This is a genomic window from uncultured Thermosynechococcus sp. (assembly GCF_937958135.1).
GTDB lineage: Bacteria > Cyanobacteriota > Cyanobacteriia > Thermosynechococcales > Thermosynechococcaceae > Thermosynechococcus.
In genome coordinates this window covers 21,286-40,394 of sequence record NZ_CALGOG010000045.1, presented here as the reverse complement: position 1 = coordinate 40,394, position 19,109 = coordinate 21,286, and the positions used below count along the sequence as shown (strand labels likewise).

At 54.5% G+C, this 19,109-nt stretch carries 17 protein-coding genes; 12 read left to right on the top strand and 5 right to left on the bottom strand.

The window, feature by feature from the left end; genetic code table 11:
* Positions 1 to 4: 4 nt before the first annotated feature.
* From Q0711_RS05780 to rsmA, 6 genes are all read left to right on the top strand, one after another.
* Positions 5 to 382 carry a YkgJ family cysteine cluster protein gene (locus Q0711_RS05780; protein ID WP_299041928.1) on the top strand — a complete coding sequence of 126 codons (378 nt, stop codon included), beginning with the start codon at positions 5 to 7 and terminating at the stop codon, positions 380 to 382.
* Positions 383 to 577: 195 nt separating this feature from the next.
* On the top strand, positions 578 to 763 hold the full coding sequence (locus Q0711_RS11675; RefSeq protein ID WP_366142445.1) for a hypothetical protein: 186 nt from the start codon (positions 578 to 580) through the stop codon (positions 761 to 763).
* Between the two features lie 27 nt (positions 764 to 790).
* The gene (locus Q0711_RS05770) at positions 791 to 2,560 is read left to right on the top strand and encodes an ABC transporter ATP-binding protein (protein WP_298615506.1); all 1,770 of its coding nucleotides are present in this window, start codon (positions 791 to 793) and stop codon (positions 2,558 to 2,560) included.
* 430 nt (positions 2,561 to 2,990) lie between these two features.
* Positions 2,991 to 3,764 carry a pseudouridine synthase gene (locus Q0711_RS05765; RefSeq protein ID WP_298615508.1) on the top strand — a complete coding sequence of 258 codons (774 nt, stop codon included), beginning with the start codon at positions 2,991 to 2,993 and terminating at the stop codon, positions 3,762 to 3,764.
* Between the two features lie 94 nt (positions 3,765 to 3,858).
* Positions 3,859 to 5,136 carry a phosphopyruvate hydratase gene (gene eno, locus Q0711_RS05760; protein ID WP_298615510.1) on the top strand — a complete coding sequence of 426 codons (1,278 nt, stop codon included), beginning with the start codon at positions 3,859 to 3,861 and terminating at the stop codon, positions 5,134 to 5,136.
* Positions 5,137 to 5,943 carry a 16S rRNA (adenine(1518)-N(6)/adenine(1519)-N(6))-dimethyltransferase RsmA gene (gene rsmA, locus Q0711_RS05755; RefSeq protein WP_298615513.1) on the top strand — a complete coding sequence of 269 codons (807 nt, stop codon included), beginning with the start codon at positions 5,137 to 5,139 and terminating at the stop codon, positions 5,941 to 5,943. It abuts the gene before it with no gap.
* A 38-nt stretch (positions 5,944 to 5,981) separates the two neighbouring features.
* Here rsmA and Q0711_RS05750 read toward each other — a convergent pair whose 3' ends face one another.
* Entirely contained in the window at positions 5,982 to 6,716 is a 735-nt protein-coding gene (locus tag Q0711_RS05750; protein ID WP_298615515.1) for a YggS family pyridoxal phosphate-dependent enzyme, read from the bottom strand.
* 117 nt (positions 6,717 to 6,833) lie between these two features.
* On the opposite strand from Q0711_RS05750, the gene Q0711_RS05745 reads away from it, so the two are divergent.
* Positions 6,834 to 8,213, top strand: a complete 1,380-nt coding sequence (locus tag Q0711_RS05745; RefSeq protein WP_298615518.1) for a hypothetical protein — start codon at positions 6,834 to 6,836, stop codon at positions 8,211 to 8,213.
* On the opposite strand, the gene ppc is transcribed toward Q0711_RS05745, so the two are convergent.
* The 3 genes from ppc to Q0711_RS05730 form a co-directional block, all read right to left on the bottom strand.
* Positions 8,176 to 11,211 (bottom strand): phosphoenolpyruvate carboxylase, encoded by a 3,036-nt coding sequence (gene ppc / locus Q0711_RS05740; RefSeq protein WP_298615521.1) that lies wholly within the window; start codon positions 11,209 to 11,211, stop codon positions 8,176 to 8,178. The genes Q0711_RS05745 and ppc overlap by 38 nt on opposite strands.
* A gap of 113 nt (positions 11,212 to 11,324) precedes the next feature.
* The gene (locus tag Q0711_RS05735) at positions 11,325 to 12,830 is read right to left on the bottom strand and encodes a DUF3352 domain-containing protein (RefSeq protein ID WP_299041926.1); all 1,506 of its coding nucleotides are present in this window, start codon (positions 12,828 to 12,830) and stop codon (positions 11,325 to 11,327) included.
* Between the two features lie 26 nt (positions 12,831 to 12,856).
* Positions 12,857 to 13,861: a phosphoribulokinase gene (locus Q0711_RS05730; RefSeq protein ID WP_298615525.1), complete on the bottom strand. Its 1,005-nt coding sequence runs from the start codon at positions 13,859 to 13,861 to the stop codon at positions 12,857 to 12,859.
* A 210-nt stretch (positions 13,862 to 14,071) separates the two neighbouring features.
* Here Q0711_RS05730 and Q0711_RS05725 point away from each other — a divergent pair, with 210 nt between their 5' ends.
* From Q0711_RS05725 to Q0711_RS05705, 5 genes are all read left to right on the top strand, one after another.
* Positions 14,072 to 14,254: a 50S ribosomal protein L32 gene (locus Q0711_RS05725; protein WP_298615527.1), complete on the top strand. Its 183-nt coding sequence runs from the start codon at positions 14,072 to 14,074 to the stop codon at positions 14,252 to 14,254.
* 3 nt (positions 14,255 to 14,257) lie between these two features.
* A complete protein-coding gene (locus tag Q0711_RS05720) occupies positions 14,258 to 14,431 on the top strand; it encodes a hypothetical protein (protein WP_298615529.1) in 174 nt (57 codons plus the stop codon).
* Between the two features lie 24 nt (positions 14,432 to 14,455).
* On the top strand, positions 14,456 to 15,238 hold the full coding sequence (locus tag Q0711_RS05715; RefSeq protein ID WP_298617641.1) for a sterol desaturase family protein: 783 nt from the start codon (positions 14,456 to 14,458) through the stop codon (positions 15,236 to 15,238).
* A 72-nt stretch (positions 15,239 to 15,310) separates the two neighbouring features.
* Positions 15,311 to 16,105 (top strand): hypothetical protein, encoded by a 795-nt coding sequence (locus Q0711_RS05710; RefSeq protein ID WP_298617643.1) that lies wholly within the window; start codon positions 15,311 to 15,313, stop codon positions 16,103 to 16,105.
* Positions 16,106 to 16,221: 116 nt separating this feature from the next.
* Positions 16,222 to 16,764, top strand: a complete 543-nt coding sequence (locus Q0711_RS05705) for a hypothetical protein (protein WP_298617646.1) — start codon at positions 16,222 to 16,224, stop codon at positions 16,762 to 16,764.
* Here the strand turns inward: Q0711_RS05705 and Q0711_RS05700 are convergent.
* Positions 16,717 to 18,954, bottom strand: coding sequence for a heavy metal translocating P-type ATPase (locus Q0711_RS05700; protein WP_298617649.1), 2,238 nt, complete (start codon positions 18,952 to 18,954; stop codon positions 16,717 to 16,719). The genes Q0711_RS05705 and Q0711_RS05700 overlap by 48 nt on opposite strands.
* Positions 18,955 to 19,109: the final 155 nt, after the last annotated feature.

Genomic DNA, 19,109 nt, shown 5'->3' with positions numbered 1-19,109 from the left:
AAGCATGAAAAAATGGCAGTGTATGCAGGGGTGTGGTGCTTGTTGTTACCTTGAGTTGAGCGATCGCTCCGAGGTGCCGAGCATTCTCAATGCAGAGGAATTTGCCCTCTACCAATCCCTCATTGGTGCCGATGGCTGGTGTATTCACTTTGAACCCCTCAGCCGCCGTTGTCGTATCTATGAGACTCGCCCCCGCTTTTGTCGCGTGACGCCGGAGGTTTTTGAGGACTTGTACGGCGTCCTACCGGAAGAACTGGATGAGTTTGCCGTTCAGTGCTGCTGTGAGCACATTAGCGATCGCTACGGTGAACAGAGTTTTGAACTACTGCGCTATACATATCTGGTGGAGCACAGCGCAGATCTTCCCCAAGGGGATGATTGATCAGATGCCTTCTATAATGACGACGGTGTATTTAGCCAGAGCCGATGAGCGAGTAACGGGGGCGGGCGAATTTATGTAGAAGCCTCGGTGAGTTTTTGCTGTTCCCCAGAAGCGGCAGAGGCGCTACGGCAAGAGATTCATGCGGGCGATCGCCCATGCCAAAGTCAGCGGTAACCCCCTGCCCCCCAAGCCGCCATGGAATATCAGCACCTCGGCGAAGTCTTTCTTGAAGTCTTTTGTAATCCCAATATTTGGCCAAATCCCTATGCCGCTAAAGTTCTCTTGACGGTGCGCGATGACCGCATTCGCTTAACCGCCGAGGCAGAGCTAAATCGTTTAGTGGAAGACCTCAACCAGTTTCTCGAAAGTGCTACCCCCTAGGGGGGCAATATCTGTTAGGTTGAGGATATGGTTACTCTTCCTAAAACTGGCCGCTCTGGCCGTTTGCGTCGCCTGCTGGCCTATCTGCGTCCTCATCAGCTAAAGATTTGGGGGGGCATTGCGGCGCTTTTCATTGTCAACCTCCTCGGAACCTATCTGCCGCTGCTGATTGGCACTGCCGTTGATGAATTGCAGGCTAAGTTTGACTTTCGACGGCTGGTGTTCTATGCCCTGCTGCTGATCGGCCTCGCCTCTTTGATGTGGCTGATTCGCATGGCTTCGCGCCTGTGGATCTTTGGCGCCGGACGACTGGTGGAATTTGACCTCAAGCAACGGCTCTTTGAGCATCTGTTGCGACTTGAACCCAGTTACTTTGCGGAGAATACCCCTGGGGATTTGATTAGCCGTGCCACCAGTGATGTGGATAATATTCGCCGTCTGGTGGGCTTTGCCCTTTTGAGTGCAGCGAACACAGTGTTTGCCTACGGGATGACGCTGCCGGTCATGCTGGCAATTCATCCGGGGTTGAGCTTGGGGGCGATCGCCGTCTATCCGGCGGTTCTCTTTATTGTCCAAACCTTTAGCGATCGCCTGCGGGCAGAGCAACTGGATGTGCAACAAAGCCTTGCCGAGCTGAGTGAACTCATCCAAGAGGACATGAGCGGCATTGCACTCATTAAAATTTATGGGCAAGAAACCAATGAAAAGCGCCAATTTGACCAATTGAACCAAGAGCTGCTCAGGAACAATCTGGTCTTGGCCAAAACCCGCAGCATTCTCTTTCCCCTCCTAGGAGGCATGGTCAGCTTGAGTTTGCTGATTCTCCTCTGGTTTGGCAGTCGGATGATTGCTGCACACACAATTCAGGTGGGCGATTTCATTGCCCTGTTGCTGTATATTGAGCGGCTGATTTTCCCGACGGCATTGTTGGGATTTACGATTACCGCCTACCAGCAGGGAGAGGTCAGCGTTGACCGCATTGAGGCGATTTTAAGTGTCGAACCCCGTATCATTGATGCTCCCGATGCCCTGGCTCTCCCCCGCGATCGCGTTCAGGGACACCTGCGTTGTCAAGACTTGACCTTTACCTATCCCAATTGCTCCACCCCCGCCCTCGACCACCTCAGTTTTGAAATTCACCCCGGCGAAATGGTGGCGATCGTGGGTCCCATTGGCTGTGGCAAATCCACCTTGGCCAGTGCGCTGCCTCGACTATTGGAGATTGCCCCTAATCAGATTTTCTTGGATGGCATTGACATTACGCGGCTGCGCCTTGCCGATCTGCGGGGGGCGATCGCCTACGTGCCCCAAGAAAGCTTTCTCTTTAGTACCACGATCAAAGACAACATTCGCTACGGCGAACCCGATGCTACGGAGTTAAAGGTCATTGCTGCCGCTAGCCAAGCCCAGATTCACAACGAAATTCTCAACTTTCCCCAGCAGTACGAAACCTTGGTGGGCGAGCGGGGGATTACCCTCTCTGGCGGACAGCGACAACGCACGGCTTTAGCCCGTGCCCTACTGGTGGATGCACCGATCTTAGTTTTAGATGACGCCCTTGCCAGTGTGGATAACCAAACGGCGAGCCACATCCTGCAAGCCCTGCGGCAACAACAGCGACCTCGCACGATTCTCTTTATCTCCCATCAACTTTCCGCAGCAGCCACCTGCGATCGCATTCTCGTCATGGACAAGGGGCAGATTGTTGAGCAGGGAACTCACAACGAACTGCTGACAGCAGAAGGACTCTATCAATCCCTTTGGGAACAGTACCAGTTGGAAAGCTCCCTGCAATAGAATACTCTCCCACCTGAGAGTTGTTTTGAAAGAGAAAGAGGATGACTCTCAAAGTCATCCCCCACTTGATCCCTTAAAATAGCTTAAAATAGACAATCTCAGTAGAAGCTAAAAGGAATTACTGTCCCGGTGTTTGGGGAGTCGGTGATTCTGCCGGCGATTCTGTTGGTGCTGGATTCTCGGTGTTACCTCCGCCCCCCCCGCAGGCAACCAGTGTTGTGGAGAAACCAACTAAAATTAAGCCTAGGGCAGCAAGCTTGTAAAGAGATTTCATAAAACTCCTCACGTCAGATGATTGATGATTGGGCAAGAATTGGACAATTCTTTTGTATCAAGTTTGCTAAAGAATGACAACTCCTAGGCCGCCCTTAGGCAAAAAAGAAGTTAGAACGAGAAGCTGCGGGAGTGCCGCCGAACTCCAGAGGTGCCTATGACCACGGAGCGGCTCCAAAAAGTCCTTGCCCATTGGGGAGTGGCCTCACGCCGCCACGCCGAAATACTGATCCGCAGGGGTCAGATCCTTGTGAACGGTCAGCGGGCACAGTTGGGGGACAAAGTCGATCCAATGCGCGATCGCATTGAATACAGAGGACAGCTCCTGAACCCACCCCGCCCTCCCCAACGGCTCTATCTGCTCCTCCATAAACCCAAGGGGGTTCTCTGTACCTGTCACGATCCCCAAGGTCGCCCTACCGTTCTGGATTTATTACCTCCTGCCTATCGAGGGGTAGGGGGGCTTCACCCTGTGGGTCGCCTCGATGCCGACTCCAGTGGTGCCCTACTGCTCACAAACGATGGGGCGTTCACCTACTATCTCAGTCATCCCCGCCATCACATCCCGAAAACCTACCGCGTCTGGGTACAGGGACAGCCGCCAGCAAGGGTGCTCCAACAGTGGCGAGAGGGGGTTCTCTTGGAGGGGAGGGTGACGTTACCCGCAGTGGTTAAGCTCCTGCGCAGTGAGGGCGATCGCTCCCTCTTGGAAATCATTCTGCATGAAGGCCGCAACCGCCAAATTCGCCGTGTGGCTGCACAACTTGGGTACCCCGTCCTTTCCCTACACCGGATTGCGATTGGCCCGATTCACCTAGGTAATCTTGCCCCGCGCGCCGTTCGTCCCCTTAGCCGCCAAGAGTTGGCTGCCCTCCCTAAGCCGCCTACCCCCCTGTCCACTCCAGCAAGCTTTGTCAAAAACAGGTCTTGAACAGGTTGTGGCTCCCCCTTCCGTTAACCTCAAACTCTTGATGTTTGGCAAGGTATCTATCGTACAATCAAGCTGCATATTGAGGATACACAAGATGGATACGGCGATCGCAACGATTCGTGCCCGCGAAATTCTCGACTCGCGGGGGCGTCCCACCGTTGAAGCAGAAGTCGAACTAGATTGCGGCATTGTCGGACTTGCCCAAGTTCCCAGTGGTGCCTCAACGGGAAGTTTTGAAGCCCATGAACTGCGGGACGGCGATCCGAAGCGCTACGGTGGCAAGGGGGTACTCACCGCGGTTGAAAACATTGAAACAACAATTCTCAGCGCCCTCGTGGATCTCAATGCCCTTGATCAAGCCTTCATTGACCAATGTTTGTTAGAACTCGATGGCAGTGAGAACAAATCCAACCTTGGTGCCAATGCCATTCTTGCAGTCTCCTTAGCGACGGCCAAAGCGGCAGCCGAATATCTCGGTTTACCCCTCTACCGCTACTTGGGGGGGCCGCTAGCCAATGTGCTCCCTGTGCCGATGATGAATGTCATTAATGGCGGCGCCCATGCAGCCAACAACATTGACTTTCAGGAATTCATGATCATGCCCATTGGTGCTCCCAGTTTTCGGGAGGGGCTGCGCTGGGGGGCAGAAGTCTTCGCAGCTTTGAGTAAGGTACTGGCGGACAAAGGCTTACTGACTGGCGTGGGGGATGAAGGGGGCTTTGCTCCCAATTTGGACTCTAACCAAGCGGCCTTGGATATTCTGCTGCAGGCTATTGAAACGGCCGGCTACGCCCCCGGCACCGATATTGCCCTTGCCCTCGATGTGGCTGCCAATGAATTTTATGAAGATGGCAAATATGTGTTTGAGAAGACCAGCCGCACGGCTGCGGAGCTAATCCGCTACTACGAAAACTTGGTGAGCAACTATCCCATTGTCTCCATTGAGGACGGATTGCAGGAGGAGGACTGGGAGAACTGGGCACTCCTGACGCAGACCCTTGGCGGACGCATTCAACTGGTGGGGGATGACCTGTTTGTCACCAATCCCAAGCGCTTGCGGCGGGGGATTGACAATGGCGTGGCCAATGCCATCTTGATTAAACTGAACCAGATTGGTTCCTTAACCGAAACGCTGCAAACCATTGATCTGGCCACGCGCAAGGGCTACCGCTCGGTCATTAGCCACCGTTCTGGGGAAACAGAGGATACGACGATTGCGGATCTGGCGGTGGCGACTCGTGCAGGTCAAATTAAGACGGGTTCCCTCTGTCGCAGTGAGCGGGTGGCCAAGTACAATCGCCTGCTGCGCATTGAAGCGGAATTGGGAGATCAGGCGGTGTATGCGCCCACGGTGGGCTTGGGGCCGCGCTAGGTGAGTCGTGCCCGCAAACGCTTTGGCCAGCATTGGCTGCGCAGTGAATCGGTTTTAGCCCAAATCATTGCAGCGGCTGAGCTGCAGGCGAGCGATCGCGTGCTTGAAATTGGTCCGGGTCGGGGCGCCCTCACTCGTCCCCTCCTCGCCAGCGGGGCTGAAGTGGTTGCCGTCGAACTGGATCGGGATCTCTGCCCACGGCTGCGGCAGCAGTTTAGGGGTGAGCGGTTTCAGTTGATTGAGGGGGATATTCTGCGGCTGGACTTAACGCCCTTGGGATGTAACAAAGTGGTGGCCAATATCCCCTACAACATCACAGGGCCATTGCTGGGGCATCTGCTCGGCAGTATTGCCCAACCGCGACGCCCCCCCTTTGAGCGGTTAATTCTACTCGTGCAAAAAGAGATTGGCGATCGCCTGATGGCGGCTCCCGGTAGCAAAGCCTACGGCGCCCTCTCGGTACGGGTGCAATTTTTGGCCACTTGCGAGAAGGTGTGTGCGGTACCCCCCCGCGCCTTTCAGCCGCCCCCCAAGGTGGAGTCGGCAGTTATCCGTTTGTGGCCCCGCGCCGTACTCCCAAGGGTGCGATCGCCCCAGTGGCTGGAAATTCTTCTTAAACAGGGCTTTGCCACCCGCCGCAAGATGCTTGCCAATGCCCTGCAGTCTCTGGTGCCACCGCAGCAGGTGCGCCAAGCGCTTCTCCAGTTGGGGCGGGATGCCAATAGCCGTGCCGAAGCCCTGAGCTTAGAGGATTGGCTAGCGCTCAGTGAGGTTCTGCAACGCCAGCAGGAGCGGCCGGCCTCCTAGCCCCCCACAGGTGACAGCCCCAAGGGTATTGCCGCTGCTCAACGAAGGGTAACCCTACTCTCCTCTGGAGAATTCGGCTGAGTTGAAGGAAATGGCGGCAAGCGATCGCCAAAAATAGCGGTGCCAATGCGTACCATCGTTGCTCCGGCCTGCACCGCAAGGGGATAGTCTTGGGTCATGCCCATGGAATACTCCTGCCACCGGAGATGTTGCCATGGTTGGGTACTGAGGGTTTCTCCCCAAGCTCGCAATTCTTGAAACACCTGCAATTGTTCGTTAGGGGACAGCCCTAGGGGCAAAATCGTCATCAGACCATAGCAGCGCAGATGGGAGAGGGCATCCAGTTGGGGCAGAGCAGCTTCGAGTTCTGATTTTTCCCAGCCGTACTTTTGGGGATCGGGGCGAAGTTTTACTTGCAACAGACAGCGAGGACTGGGGGTACCCGTTTCCCTGAGAACGGCGTTTATGCGCTCCGCTAATTGCCAGCGATCAACGGAGTGAATCCAGTCAAAAAGTTGCAGCGCCTGCCGTACTTTATTCGTTTGCAGGTGGCCAATCAGATGCCACGTGATGTCTGGCAGGTCTGCCAATTCAGCCCGTTTCTTGGCAGCTTCCTGTACGCGGCTTTCCCCAAAATCCCGAAGGCCCGCTTCGTAGGCAGCACGGATGGCAGCCGCCGGCACAAACTTGCTCACAGCAATCAGGCGGACATGGGGAGGCAGCGTTGATTTGAGGTGGGTGGCGCGATCGCGAATTTCAGCAGCGGATAACACAGGCAACTTGCGGGTAAGGATGCTTTTTGATCCTAAAACTCTGTTGCAAAAAGTGAAACCGTGGCCGGATTTGCAGTCCCCTTGACTAGGCTAGAGGGTAGAATTCAGAACGATTCTATGGCTGTGCCCCTCCAGCTCTCCCTTGGCCTCATCGGTTTACTGGCTCTCGGTACCGTTTTAGCGGGGAAGGTGCTCTCCCTAGGAGAAAGTTTTATGTCCTCTGCCCAAGGTCAACCCACTTGGGGGATTGAATCAACTCCCATGCCACCCCGTAAACCCGAACCCCCATCGCGCGTTTCTGTGGCCGACTACGATCGCTATCGCCAAGTGATTGAGCGCACCCGCAGTATGATCCACAATCCGGAGGCACAGCGACTGGCTCAACAGTATGGCTTAAATATCCTTGACATTACATGGGAAGACACCGCCCGTTACCACAATTCTGCCGTAGGCCCCAATATCAGTGACATGACCATTCAAATCCAGCAGTACAACCCACGCACCAAGGGGTATGAACTGAGTCTGATGCCGGTAATTCGCTTTCCGAACTTTACGGATCGCACAGCGGATATTCCCCTTGAGCGCTTCTTTATCCTTGTGGGGAATGAAAAGGGGAAACCCCTGCAACGGGTGAACCTTAGGGAATTTCTCGGCAACTTTCGCAACTATCTCCACAACCCGCGATCCTGGGCAGGGAATCGTCGCTCCCTTTTGGCCGATCGCGATAGCCATGTCCTCGTGAGTGCCCAAGCCTGTTTTCTACCCATTCCGCCCCAAGGGCAGGCCACCTTCAACCCCGTCCTTTTTAACTACCAGAGCTACGCAAAAAATCCAGCGGTGTTGGCGATTCTCGTCACCCGCCAAGGCACCAGTGCCACCGTCATTGACAACCAGCGGGATGCCTTTGAAGCGGGGCAAACATGGGGGCAGCGACTGTTTTTTAACAAGAACGGCGAACGGGCGAGCCTCGTGGGACAGCGTGCCCGCGACTTTGGCGTCAGCAGCGGCCAAGGTGAAATGACCTCCGCCCAAGCGGAAGCCGCAGGGATGAATATGGTAATGCTCATTCAAGTGCCCCTAAAGCAAGCACCCCGGCCACGCCTGCCAATGCCAATTTTCTCGGTACCAGAATCAAAATTGATGGAAGGGATGTCCACCGCCGCTCGCTCTAATGTGGAGGCTGCGGTGATTAGCCATGGCGAGGTGGAAGGCCCCTTTACCGAGATTGACGGTCTGCCCATCGAGCGGGATCCCCGCTTCCCCATTCGGGTCACCGTGCAATTTTACAAGGCCACCGACAATGGCGTTGTCTCTGCTGCGGATATGCGGCACATCAGCGAGCAAATTGCCAAGGTCTATAGCAATGCCGACTATGTGGGCAGCCTTGTGATTGATGGGGATACCGGCCGACCTACAGAATACATGGGGAGTAAGCAAGAACCCCCTTGCCTAGGAATTCCTAGCCCGTGTTGCGCATGCCGGCTGCTATCCCGTTGATGGTTAAAAGGGCGCCCCGCAGCAACTCACCCCGACCATAGCGGGAGCGGAGAATTGCGCCAGAGGTGGTTTGGCTGTTGTGCTGACGCAGCCGTTTCAGGAGAGAGACCTGCAGGAAACCCAAGGGAACAATAGTGCGGTTGCGCAGTTGCACCGATCGCTGAAGTGCTGGATCGCCGTCCAATAGCCGTTGATGTCCGGTAATTGTAAGTACTAGCTCTGTTGTCAGGCGATATTCTTGAGCAATCTGGTCATAAAGACGAAAGAAGGCTTCACGGTTTTGGGGTTGGCTGAGTTCCTGGACGTAGTAGCGAGCAATTTCCAGATCCACCTTGGCGAGGGTCATCTCAACCTTGGAGATCACCATGCGAAAGAAGGGCCACTTGTAGTAGAAGTAGCGCAACAAAGATAGATGCTCAGCGGGTTTTTCCTCAAGAAATTCCTTCAGAGCAGTGCCCACCCCGTACCAAGCCGGCAGCAGAAAGCGAGTTTGCGTCCAGCTAAAGACCCAAGGAATTGCCCGCAGACTCTCAAGGGTTTTCTTGCCCTCCCGCCGCGTTGGCCGTGAGCTAATTTGCAGTTGGCTAATTTCTTGGATTGGGGTGACTTCGTTAAAGAATTCAATGAATTCTGGCTGCTCATAGATGAGATGGCGATAGCACCGGCGCGATCGCGTAGCCAGTTCCTCCATAATCTCGTGCCAAGGCTCAATTTCGTCAATGCTACTGCGCAGCAAACTGGCTTGAATCACCGCTGTGGCCACCGTTTCTAAGTTAAAGAGGGCCAATTCCGGCAACGAGTATTTAGAGGCCAGCACCTCTCCCTGTTCCGTAATCTTGATGCGTCCTTTAATCGTTTGCTCTGGCTGCGCCAAAATTGCCTCGTAGGCAGGGCCACCGCCACGTCCTACCGACCCCCCTCGACCGTGAAAAATCCGCAGTTGGAAGCCAAAACTTTCGGCAATTTTTTGCAGCCGTTGTTGTGCCTTATAAATTTCCCAGTTGCTACTCAGGAAGCCCGAATCCTTATTGCTATCGGAATACCCCAACATCACCTCTTGGAGAAAGGGGGTGCTGTGGCTGCCCAAGTAGCTGCGGCAAAAGGGCAGAGAAAAGAGTTGCGTCAGCACCGCTGGGGCATGCTTGAGATCCTCCACCGTTTCAAAGAGGGGAATTGCCTGCAGGGTACTGGTCCCTGTGGCGGGATCAAAAAGCCCGGCCTCCTTGGCAAACAGGAGCACTTCCAACAGATCACTGACCTCATGGCTCATGCTGATGATATAGGTATTGCACAGATCCGTGCCAAATTCCTGTTGCAGTTGCCGCACCATGCGGAATGTTTCAATGATTTCATTGGTGCGATCGCTAAAGGGGAGTTCCCCCGGAATCAAGGGGCGACGGGTCGAAAGTTCACTGAGGAGCCAGCGCGTGCGCTCGGTTTCCGAGAGTTCCGTATAGGGACAGGGGAGAATCCCCAAATAGGCGGTAATTTCATTGAGAGCTTCAGCGTGACAGGTGCTTTCCTGCCGAATATCGAGGGCAGCCAAATTAAAGCCAAAGACCTCCACTTGGCAAATCAAATCATCCAGTTCACGGCAGGTGAGTCCTGTTTCTTTCAGGTTCCGCTGAATGAGCAGAAGTTCTGCCAAGAATTCCTGACCATGGCGGTAAAACTGCCCATTGTTTAGCTCTTCCGCCTCATTGCGGCGAATGCAGTAGGTTTGCAGTGCCCGGTTGCGATCGCGGGTATTTTGCAGTCGTTTGAGCACATAGGTAAGTTTGAGGCGATAGGGTTCCTGCCGATAGCGCACCGCATACTGATCATAGATGCTGGGCAGTTGCCGTTGATCCTGCTCAAGGGAATCCAGCAAATCCGGGAGCACATCGCACCAGTGCAGGGACAAGCTCAGCAGGTTGATTAACCGCTCAACGGACTTAATGTACTCCTCTAGAACTAAATTGCGCTGATAGCAGGCCGTTTGCCACGTAACTTCTGGTTTGACATAGGGATTGCCATCGCGATCGCCCCCCACCCAAGAGCCAAAGCGACAGAAATTGTGACGGGGTGGCTGCAAGTAAGGAAATGTTTCATGCAGCGATTGCTCAAGGCGGCGATAGAGCTTGGGAATAACAGCAAAAATCACCTCTTTGAAGTAGTGAAGGGTGTATTCCACCTCATCGAGCACCTCGGGCTTAAATTGATGCAGTTCATCGGTGCGCCACCAGAGGCGAATTTCTTCCATTAGTTGTGCCCGCAGGGTTTGGGCGTTCCAGTCCGTCAGGTGAGGAGAAGCCCCCTCGAGCACATCGAGTTGCTCCAATAGGCGGGCAACCCGGCGCTGTTTATCGCGAATCGTTTGCCGCACAATCTCCGTCGGGTGCGCCGTGAAAACCAGCTTAATGTCCAGTTGATCCAGCAGTTGTTGAATATGGCGCGGTGGCACATTCAGCATGTGCAGCCGAGGGAAGAGCCACGCAAAAGAACCATACTGCTGGGTGGCGGGAATGGCTTCATAGAGACTATGCTCTAGGCGCTCACTCAGACCACTGCGCACACCCGTTGCATTAGCAGCCGTATAGGACAAGGGAAATCCTTCACCACTTACACCGGAAATGGGTTCGCTCATGACACTGCGGGGTCGTCGTCGCTCTTGCGCCGCCCGTTCGCGATTGTATTGTTGTTCGTAGTGCTGCTCAACAATGTTGATAATTTGAAAGTAGAGGTTAAAAGCACGGGCAGCACGAATTGCTTGATTTAGCTCGAGGGATTCAATGACCTTCAACAGTTCTCCCTCTGGAGGATGGAGGGCATGGCCTTCGGGTGAAGAAAGGGCACCCAAGCGCCGCAATAGATCAACTAATTCTTGACCGGATTCTGCTGTTAAGACATCCACCAAGACCTCTTCCACCAGTCGCAAACGTTCTTGTAAGGTACGGGCTGCTAAGCTTTCACTTTCAATCAAGCGATCGCGATTGGTCACATCGAGGACTGATGTCATATCTACCCCAGTCTGCAAGCATAATACTCCCTACTTTACCGAATCCTGATGCAGCAAAATACAACAATTGATAACAGCGTTGTTAAGGATTCGTTAATGTTTGTAATGTATTTCTAGTCTTTTTTGCTACTCAGAATCAGTTCCAGGTGTTGCAGGCGATCGCGAACCCCATAGTTCACTAAGGTAATACTTTGCAGACGTTCCAACCCGCCCCCACTGACGCCATTGAGGTACTGTAGTAAAGGCCAGCGTTGGCTCAGGGGGGCAAATAGCTGTGGCCAATGGGCATAGACCAGCCCATGAACCCCTTGCTGCTGTCTCAGGAGACTTTGCGGTAGCCAAGCCCCCTTTTTATTTTTATTCCGGCCAGGGGACAAGACCGAGAGAGAGGAGGCAAGGAGTAGGCGATCGCCCTGTTGCTTATAGGCCGCTGCCACGTCGGACACCACGCCTTCACTTGTCTGGGGGGCAAGCACTAATTTCACCCAAGCGGTTACGGCTTCTTGATTCAACACCAAGCGGTTGACCTCATAGCCATTGGCACGGGCAAGATCCTCCAGTTGCCGCAGCAGGGTTGGCGTTTCTGGGGTATTGCGCGTCTGCCACGCCCATTGCCACTGCTCATCAGCTTGGTGCCAAAGGGTAAGACTAAAGCGATCCCTAGCCAAAGGGAAGATTTGTGTCGTCAAATCCACTGGTATATCTGCTGTTAAATCCCGCAGCAGCCGGCTCGCAATATCATCCCCTTGGGGAGTTTTGCCAAAGCGGTAATCCGCCAAAGCCTCGGTGAGTTGGCTATAGCCCTCTGGCAAGTGGGAACCCGCAATCACCACCGCAGGCATAGACTCTGGGGAACGGAGGAACTCAAGGTCAAGGGGAGCAGAGATCAGTGTCGGGTCACCGGTGCGGTGCAAAAGTGCTTGCAAATGCAGCTCCTTGTTTTGTGCCTTCATGGCAACCAGCAGGCGATCATAGGTGGGTGCCAAGTCCCGATTCTCAAGACTTAGGGATTGCAGGTTGGCGTAGTAGAGAGCCGTAGATTGAGCCTCTAGTTGAGGGCGAGCCTGTTGATAAAAGGCCAAACCCGCCAGATTGCCATCTTCGGTCACAGCCGACCCTAAGCTCGCGATCATGGTCTCCACATCCGAAGCGAGGAGCAGGCGATCGCCTAGCCGTGCTGTTACTAAGTCCTTGCCCACTTGGAGGGGAAGGTTTTGATAGACTTGCGCCTCAAAGGGATGTGCCTGCCAGTAGGTTTCCAAAAAAGCCGTTGCTGCTTCGGGACGCTTCAGGGGCAGAATCCACAACTGTCGGGGAGTTTGGCAGACCTCAGGGCAGGGCAACTGAGCAACAGTCACTCCCTCTCCCACCCAGGCGTTTATTTCAGACCACGACCAGCCCCAATGAGCAAGTTGCGATGTCCAAAAACGCTCCCAAAAAAAACGCAGGAGATCGCTACCGGGACGTTGATTGAGCTTGAGGACACTCTGGGCTTGGCGGGGGACAAAGATCAGGTCATCGCTATCGGCAGCAAAGGCAGGCTGGCCACAGGTTAGAACCAACCAGCAGAGGATGAAGACCAAAAACAATGACCATAGCGATCGCCGGTGCAGTTGCATCAGTGCCCTCAATGTGGCAAGCCAAACTAGCGGTTGGTGACCGTGGCCGCATCCCGCGAGGTCAAGCGCTCATAGATGGCGCGCATTTTCAGCCCTGTCAGCACTTGGAACAGCCCCGAACCATTATCAGAACCCGGATAATCACGGTGCTTCAGCAACAGTTCTGTCACTTCGCCATAGTGCTTGGTGGAGGTGTTGCTGAGGTGACTCTCGATATAGATCAGTTCATCGAGTTTTTCAAAGCGACCGTCCACTTCTAACACCGAAACAGGATGGCCATAGTATTCATCAGGTCCGTAGCTGAGGCGAATGCCTGGGTATGAGCAGGTGAGCTTACGACCGCAGGGAATCCAAGTAATTGTCGAGCCTTCATCAAAGAGATAGACCGGCTCAAAGCCGGGGACGCCTTCCCGCTGCAGCATTCGTACCCGTAGGATGTTGCCGACCTTCTCCTCTTTGACCAACTGGGTCGGCAGAATTTGCAGCACAATGTCGGCGTACTGCTTTTGGGGATCGACATAGGCGATGAAGTCGGGGCGGCGGGCATTGATAGAGGCAATCACATCTTCGTAACTATGACCCCGCTCGGCCATGTCTCGCTTGATTTTCCAAGCAATTTTTACATCATCACTGATGTCGAGATACACACTGAAGTCAATGAGCGATCGCACCCGCTCGTCATAGAGGGGATGCAGCCCTTCAATCACAATCAGATGGTTGGGATCAACTTTCTCTGGCGGATCAATTGTCCCCGTTTCGTGGTTATAGATGGGTTTCATGATTGATTCGCCATTTTTAAGAGCCTTGATCTGCTCATACATCAAATCAAAGTTGTTGGCGCGGGGATCAAGAGCCGTAATCCCCATTTCTTTCCGCTGCTTGCGATCCAGACTGTGATAGTCATCCAAACAAATCACAGTCATAAATTCTTCGCCAAACAGATCGGCCAGTCGGCGCAAAAACGTTGATTTACCACAGCCGGAGTCTCCAGCAACGCCGATGAGAACCACACGGTCTGGCTTCCTGCTCATAGCTGACGATTCCCTTTGCTCGTAGAAGTGGACATCCCCTAATGGGGTGGTTCAGTATTCCCTTAACTGATATTACAAGGGTGGTGTCCCTCTGTGATAGTTTTTGTGCAAAAAGAGGAACATTGCCGTCCCCAGAGGAAATCAGCAGTTGCCCTAGAGGAGAGTTTGGGATACACTGATAGGTTGCGAAAGTTAGTCCTAGGGATTACCATGGCCTGCCCCAAGAAGAAAACCTCGAAGTCTAAGCGCAGTATGCGCCGTGCGGTCTGGAAGCGCCAAGCTGCCCTCCAAGCTCAACGCGCCCTCTCGATTGGCAAGTCTATTTTGACGGAACGTGCCCGCGGCTTCTACTTCCCTGAAGCCGAAGAAGAGAACGAAGAGGAACAGGAGTAATCTATGGCTACGCCCACAGAGCCAAGCCGCACCCCAAAACTGGAAACCCCCAAGTACGGCTTTAATACGTTTGCGGAGCGGATCAACGGTCGTGCTGCAATGGTTGGCTTGGTAATTCTTTTGCTGTGGGAATATTGGACAGGGGAGGGCTTGCTCCACTGGTTGGGCTGGGTTTAGAAGGCGCACTTAGCACTTTCTCGCATGATTCCCTACAACCTCAGTGACCCCCGCCTCTTTACCATTATGGTTGGGGTCATGTTTTTAATGGTGGTTAGCCGCCTTGTGTTGGTGGCGGGCTTTTTTTCGCTCCTATATGCAGTGGCACGCTGGACGCCTCTCAAGAAGCGGCGGGTCAATTTGCGCCCCTACCAGCGGGGACAGTTTTGGCAGGAGTTTGGCTGGTCGTTGCTGACAGCGGCTATTTTTGCCTTCGCAGGGGCGATCGCCGCAGTGATGTGGCAGCGGGGCTGGACGGCGGTTTATCTGGAGTTGAATTCCCTCTGGGACTATCTCTACTTTCCCTTGAGCATTGGTCTTGTGCTGCTGCTCCACGAAACCTACTATTACTGGCTCCATCGCTGGATGCACCACCCCAAAATTTACCGTCGTATCCATCGCGTGCATCACCACAGCATTGTCCCTTCCCCTTGGACTGCCTTTTCGTTTCACCCCTGGGAGGCCTTCCTACAGGCAATTTTTCTGCCACTGATTATTGTACTTGTGCCGCTGCATCCCTATGCGATTGTCATTCAATTGAGCCTCATGACGGTCTCCAGTGTGATTAACCATTTGAACTTAGAGATTTATCCCCGTGGCTTTGCTGAGCATTGGCTGGGGCAGTGGCTAATTGGCGCAACGCACCACAGTTTGCACCACAGCCAGTTTCGCTGTAACTATGGCCTCTATTTCACCTTTTGGGACCGCTGGCTGGGGACAGAGAGCCGCGACTACCTGCCTTTGTTTCGCGATCGCACCCAAGGCTGAACTGAGGATGAATTCTGCATAGGCCAATTGACGAAGGCGTAGGACAGTGTGTCTAATTCAGTGGCAGGGAGTATGGTCAAGGTTCTCTCCTTTCCTAGGATCCCGGAGCGGCAACATCCCCTGATTCAGCCGTTACTCACTTGGTCCGATGAGGAGTTGGTGCAACACTTTCAAAAGGAGCGCGATCGTGGCTGCTACTTTGTTGCCCTCTACTGTCGCTACGGCCCTCTTGTTTACAGTGTGCTACAGCACCACGGGCGATCGCCGGTGCAGGTGGACTATCTTTTTGCCAAGGTGTGGCATGGGTTATTTTTCAGCCTTGACCTGGTGGAGTTTACCCCTGAGGGGGTGAAAGTGGGTGATGAGGAAGCTCACTCCCTACGCAATTGGATTGTCAATCGCACCGCCACCCTGATCCAAGAGGAACTCCCCGGCATCGAACAGATTACCTATGTTCTTCAAGCTGCTCCACCCCCCCTTTGGTGCTACCTGGAAGCCAGCCTTGCCTACCTCAGTCCCCTGAGTCGCTTGGTGCTGGTGACGACGCAGACATTCCATTGGAGTCTTGAACGTGTACGCGCCTACTTAGAAGTGCAAGGGGAAACCTACAGCCTTGAGGAACTCAACCGACAACTAGAAGAGGGGTTAGCGCGCATCGTGGAGTATCTGCCGCCAGACATTCGCCAAATTTACTTAGTGGCCGATCTCAATTCAGGGGAACCCTCTGCTACTCAGCCTACTCTCGAAGAACTCTTTCCCAATAGTGTCGAGGAGGTGGGCAGCCCTCCTGATGGCACCTCCACTAGCCCGCCGGACTTGAGTATTGACAATCTATTGGCCGAGTGGGAGCGGATTCTCTCCGGTTGACCTGATTATTGGATTATTGCCGCAGCGGGCGCCGACCACGCTTTAGACCCCCCGGCTCCACCCTTGTCTGCTATCCTTAATCTATTGAGAAATATTGCTAACAAGGTGCTACGTTTATGGGTCGGGGCGCTAAGGAGTTGCCAGTATTTAGCCTTGAGGGTACCGTCGAAGAGGTCTTCTATAAAAAGGGACTACCTAAGGTTGTGATTCTGAAAACAGCAACGGGTAGAGTCTGGATTAAGTTGGAAAAGTCGCTGCGGCGTGAGTTGGCACAACCTCCCAAGGTGGGCGATCGCTTGCGCCTAGAGGGAACGATCAGCGATAAGTACGATGGCTGGGTCAAGCAGTATAAAGCCAGCCATTTAGAGTTTTTAGCAACAGCCCCAGCCTCAGTAGCAAAGAGTGCTCGGCTCTGTAGGGTACTCATTTGTCAAAAATCTTCCTGCTGTCGCCGGGGCGCCAAGGAATTGTGGCAAGAACTAGCAGCCCAAAGGCTCCCCATTGTCCTGAAAGCGACTGGCTGTATGGGAGAATGCAAACGCGGGCCGGCAGTTGTTGTCCTGCCCCATAAAAAACGACTCACCCCCGCCAACGCCCAGCAGATTCGTGAGTTAGTTTGCTCGACGGAGACTGAGGGAGTTGAGGACAACGGCAATTGAACTGGTGGCCATACAAGCTGCAGCAATGCCGGGCGTGAGACTGAGTCCCCATAGGGGTAACCCCACACCGGCGGCAAGGGGTAAACCAACGATGTTATAGGCGACGGCCCAGAGAAGATTTTGCTGAATTTTGCGGAAGGTGGCACGGCTGAGGGCCAACACGGTGAGCACATCCTCTAGGTGATTGCGAGTAAGGATAATATCCGCTGCTTCCATGGCCACCTCGGTACCGGTGCCTAGGCTAATTCCCACTTGGGCGGCCGTTAGGGCAGGGGCATCGTTCATGCCATCCCCCACCATGGCCACGGCTTTGCCCTGGGTCTGCCACCCTTCAATGAGGGCGAGCTTTTGGTGCGGCTGCAGGTCGGTGTGGAGGTGCGTTGGCGGTAGGCCAAGAGGGCCTAGGAGTTGCTGCGTCGCCCTGGCGGTGTCTCCCGTGAGTACGTGAATCTCGTAGCCCTGGGCTTTCAGAGCTTGGACGGTGCTCACTGCCTCTGGACGGAGGCGATCGCGAAAAGTCACTACCGCCATCAGCCGGCGATCGCAGGCTAGGGCGACATGGGTTTCTAGCTCTAGGGAAGGACAATCCACGCCCTGGGTGCGTAGCCAATCGAGGCGCCCAGCCCGATAGTACTGCCCCTCAATGTAACCGCTGATCCCCAGTCCTAGGGCGGTTTCACTCTCTGTCACCGTTGCGAGTTCTCGGTTTTGCCCCGTGGCCGCCCATGCCTTTTGAATTGCCACAGCAAGGGGATGGTGACTCTTGTGCTCTAGGCTGGCCAGTAGATACAGCACCTCCTCTGGGGAGTCATGGCCGTACAGGTTCATCTCGGCCACTGCCAGTTCGCCCGTTGTCAGCGTGCCTGTCTTATCAAAAATAATTGTGTCCACCTGTTGAACGCGCTCGAGAACATCGCCACCGCGAATAATTAAACCTTTGGCAGCAGCGCGACTGGTGCCCACCAGTAGGGCAATGGGGGTGGCAAGGCCAAGGGCACAGGGGCAGGCAATCACCAAAACACTTAAGGAGAGCTTGAGGGACAACAGGGGCGTATTATAGGTCAGTGCCGGAAAGAGATGGGGGGCGATCGCCCCCCAAAAGACAAGCGTTACTCCTGCCAGCCCCAGCACCCCATAGCAAAAATAGCCGGCCACCACATCCACCATCTGCTGCACGGGTGCTTTGCGGTTTTGCGCCTGCACCACCAAGTCTAAAATCTGGCCTAAAAATGAGGCACGGCCACAGCGTTCTACCCTGAGGGTAACTGCCGCTCCCACATTGCGACTGCCTGCAAGGACAGAGTCCCCCACCCCTTTGGCGACGGGCAGGGATTCCCCCGTAAGAAGGGATTCATCCACCCAAGTTTCTCCCGTTACAATCGTGCCATCGGCGGGAAAGGGTTCCCCGGCCGCCACCCACAGCCAGTCTCCCACCTGAATTTGTTGCACGGGAATGGGCCAGCGGTCTGTGCTTTCTAAACTGGGCTGCCACAGTGCCCGTGGGGGTTGAAGGGCAAGGAGCGATCGCAAGTCCTTTTGTGCCTGTTGACGAACCCGCTGCTCAAGACTGCGTCCCAGCAAAATCAAGCCAAGGATCATCACCGGCTCATCAAAGAAACACTCCCAGCCCAAGGCCGGCCACAGCCACGCCACCGTACTGGTGAGGTAAGCCCCCAAAGCCCCCAGCGCCACCAGCGTATTCATATTGGGGCAACGTTGGATCAGGCCTATTATCCCTTCCCGCAGAATCTCCCACCCCGGCAGGAGAAGGGCAACGGTGGCCAACCCCCAATGCCAGATCATGGCTTCTAACATGGGCCAGTGACCCGGCAGCAGATCAATCCCATGGGCGGCACTGGAGAGAATGAGGAGCACAAGGGCAATCCCCAGCCTTGGCAAAGAGGCTTCCTCCGGAGAAGCAGGCAGTTCTAAGGGGGCATTGGCTTCGGCAAGGGTAGCTTGAAACCGCCCTTTGTTTAGGCTCTCAACAATGGCAAGGGGGGTTGTCTGGGTGGGGGAATAGGTGACAACGGCGGTTCCCGTCACTAGATTCACTGCCGCAGCATCTACGCCTGGCTGTTCTTTCAACTGATTTTCTAGCGATCGCACACAGCCGGCACAGCGCAAGCCACTCACCCGCAGGATGGCCAACTCAGCGGTGTGGGAATCAACCCTTGAACTTATGGACACGGTGCACCCTCTCCAAAAAGATCAATGTTGAACTTCCCTAACTGCGTCCCCACCGCCTATTGTGACACACTGGCTTTGAAGTTCTGGGGAAAAAGGAGGAGAGAACTGTCCTCTGGAAGTGGGATGGCAGTGGCTGACCTAAAGACGAGCATCGC

What these genes read in the sequence shown, in the direction of transcription:
- Q0711_RS05745 (WP_298615518.1), top strand. Translation starts at nt 6,834, where the DNA reads ATGGCTGTGCCCCTCCAGCTCTCCCTTGGCCTCATCGGTTTACTGGCT.
- Q0711_RS05730 (WP_298615525.1), bottom strand. Translation starts at nt 13,861, where the DNA reads ATGAGCAGGAAGCCAGACCGTGTGGTTCTCATCGGCGTTGCTGGAGAC.
- Q0711_RS05720 (WP_298615529.1), top strand. Translation starts at nt 14,258, where the DNA reads ATGGCTACGCCCACAGAGCCAAGCCGCACCCCAAAACTGGAAACCCCC.
- Q0711_RS05710 (WP_298617643.1), top strand. Translation starts at nt 15,311, where the DNA reads ATGGTCAAGGTTCTCTCCTTTCCTAGGATCCCGGAGCGGCAACATCCC.
- Q0711_RS11675 (WP_366142445.1), top strand. Translation starts at nt 578, where the DNA reads ATGGAATATCAGCACCTCGGCGAAGTCTTTCTTGAAGTCTTTTGTAAT.
- Q0711_RS05765 (WP_298615508.1), top strand. Translation starts at nt 2,991, where the DNA reads ATGACCACGGAGCGGCTCCAAAAAGTCCTTGCCCATTGGGGAGTGGCC.
- Q0711_RS05705 (WP_298617646.1), top strand. Translation starts at nt 16,222, where the DNA reads ATGGGTCGGGGCGCTAAGGAGTTGCCAGTATTTAGCCTTGAGGGTACC.
- Q0711_RS05725 (WP_298615527.1), top strand. Translation starts at nt 14,072, where the DNA reads ATGGCCTGCCCCAAGAAGAAAACCTCGAAGTCTAAGCGCAGTATGCGC.
- ppc (WP_298615521.1), bottom strand. Translation starts at nt 11,211, where the DNA reads ATGACATCAGTCCTCGATGTGACCAATCGCGATCGCTTGATTGAAAGT.
- Q0711_RS05780 (WP_299041928.1), top strand. Translation starts at nt 5, where the DNA reads ATGAAAAAATGGCAGTGTATGCAGGGGTGTGGTGCTTGTTGTTACCTT.
- eno (WP_298615510.1), top strand. Translation starts at nt 3,859, where the DNA reads ATGGATACGGCGATCGCAACGATTCGTGCCCGCGAAATTCTCGACTCG.
- Q0711_RS05770 (WP_298615506.1), top strand. Translation starts at nt 791, where the DNA reads ATGGTTACTCTTCCTAAAACTGGCCGCTCTGGCCGTTTGCGTCGCCTG.
- Q0711_RS05735 (WP_299041926.1), bottom strand. Translation starts at nt 12,830, where the DNA reads ATGCAACTGCACCGGCGATCGCTATGGTCATTGTTTTTGGTCTTCATC.
- Q0711_RS05715 (WP_298617641.1), top strand. Translation starts at nt 14,456, where the DNA reads ATGATTCCCTACAACCTCAGTGACCCCCGCCTCTTTACCATTATGGTT.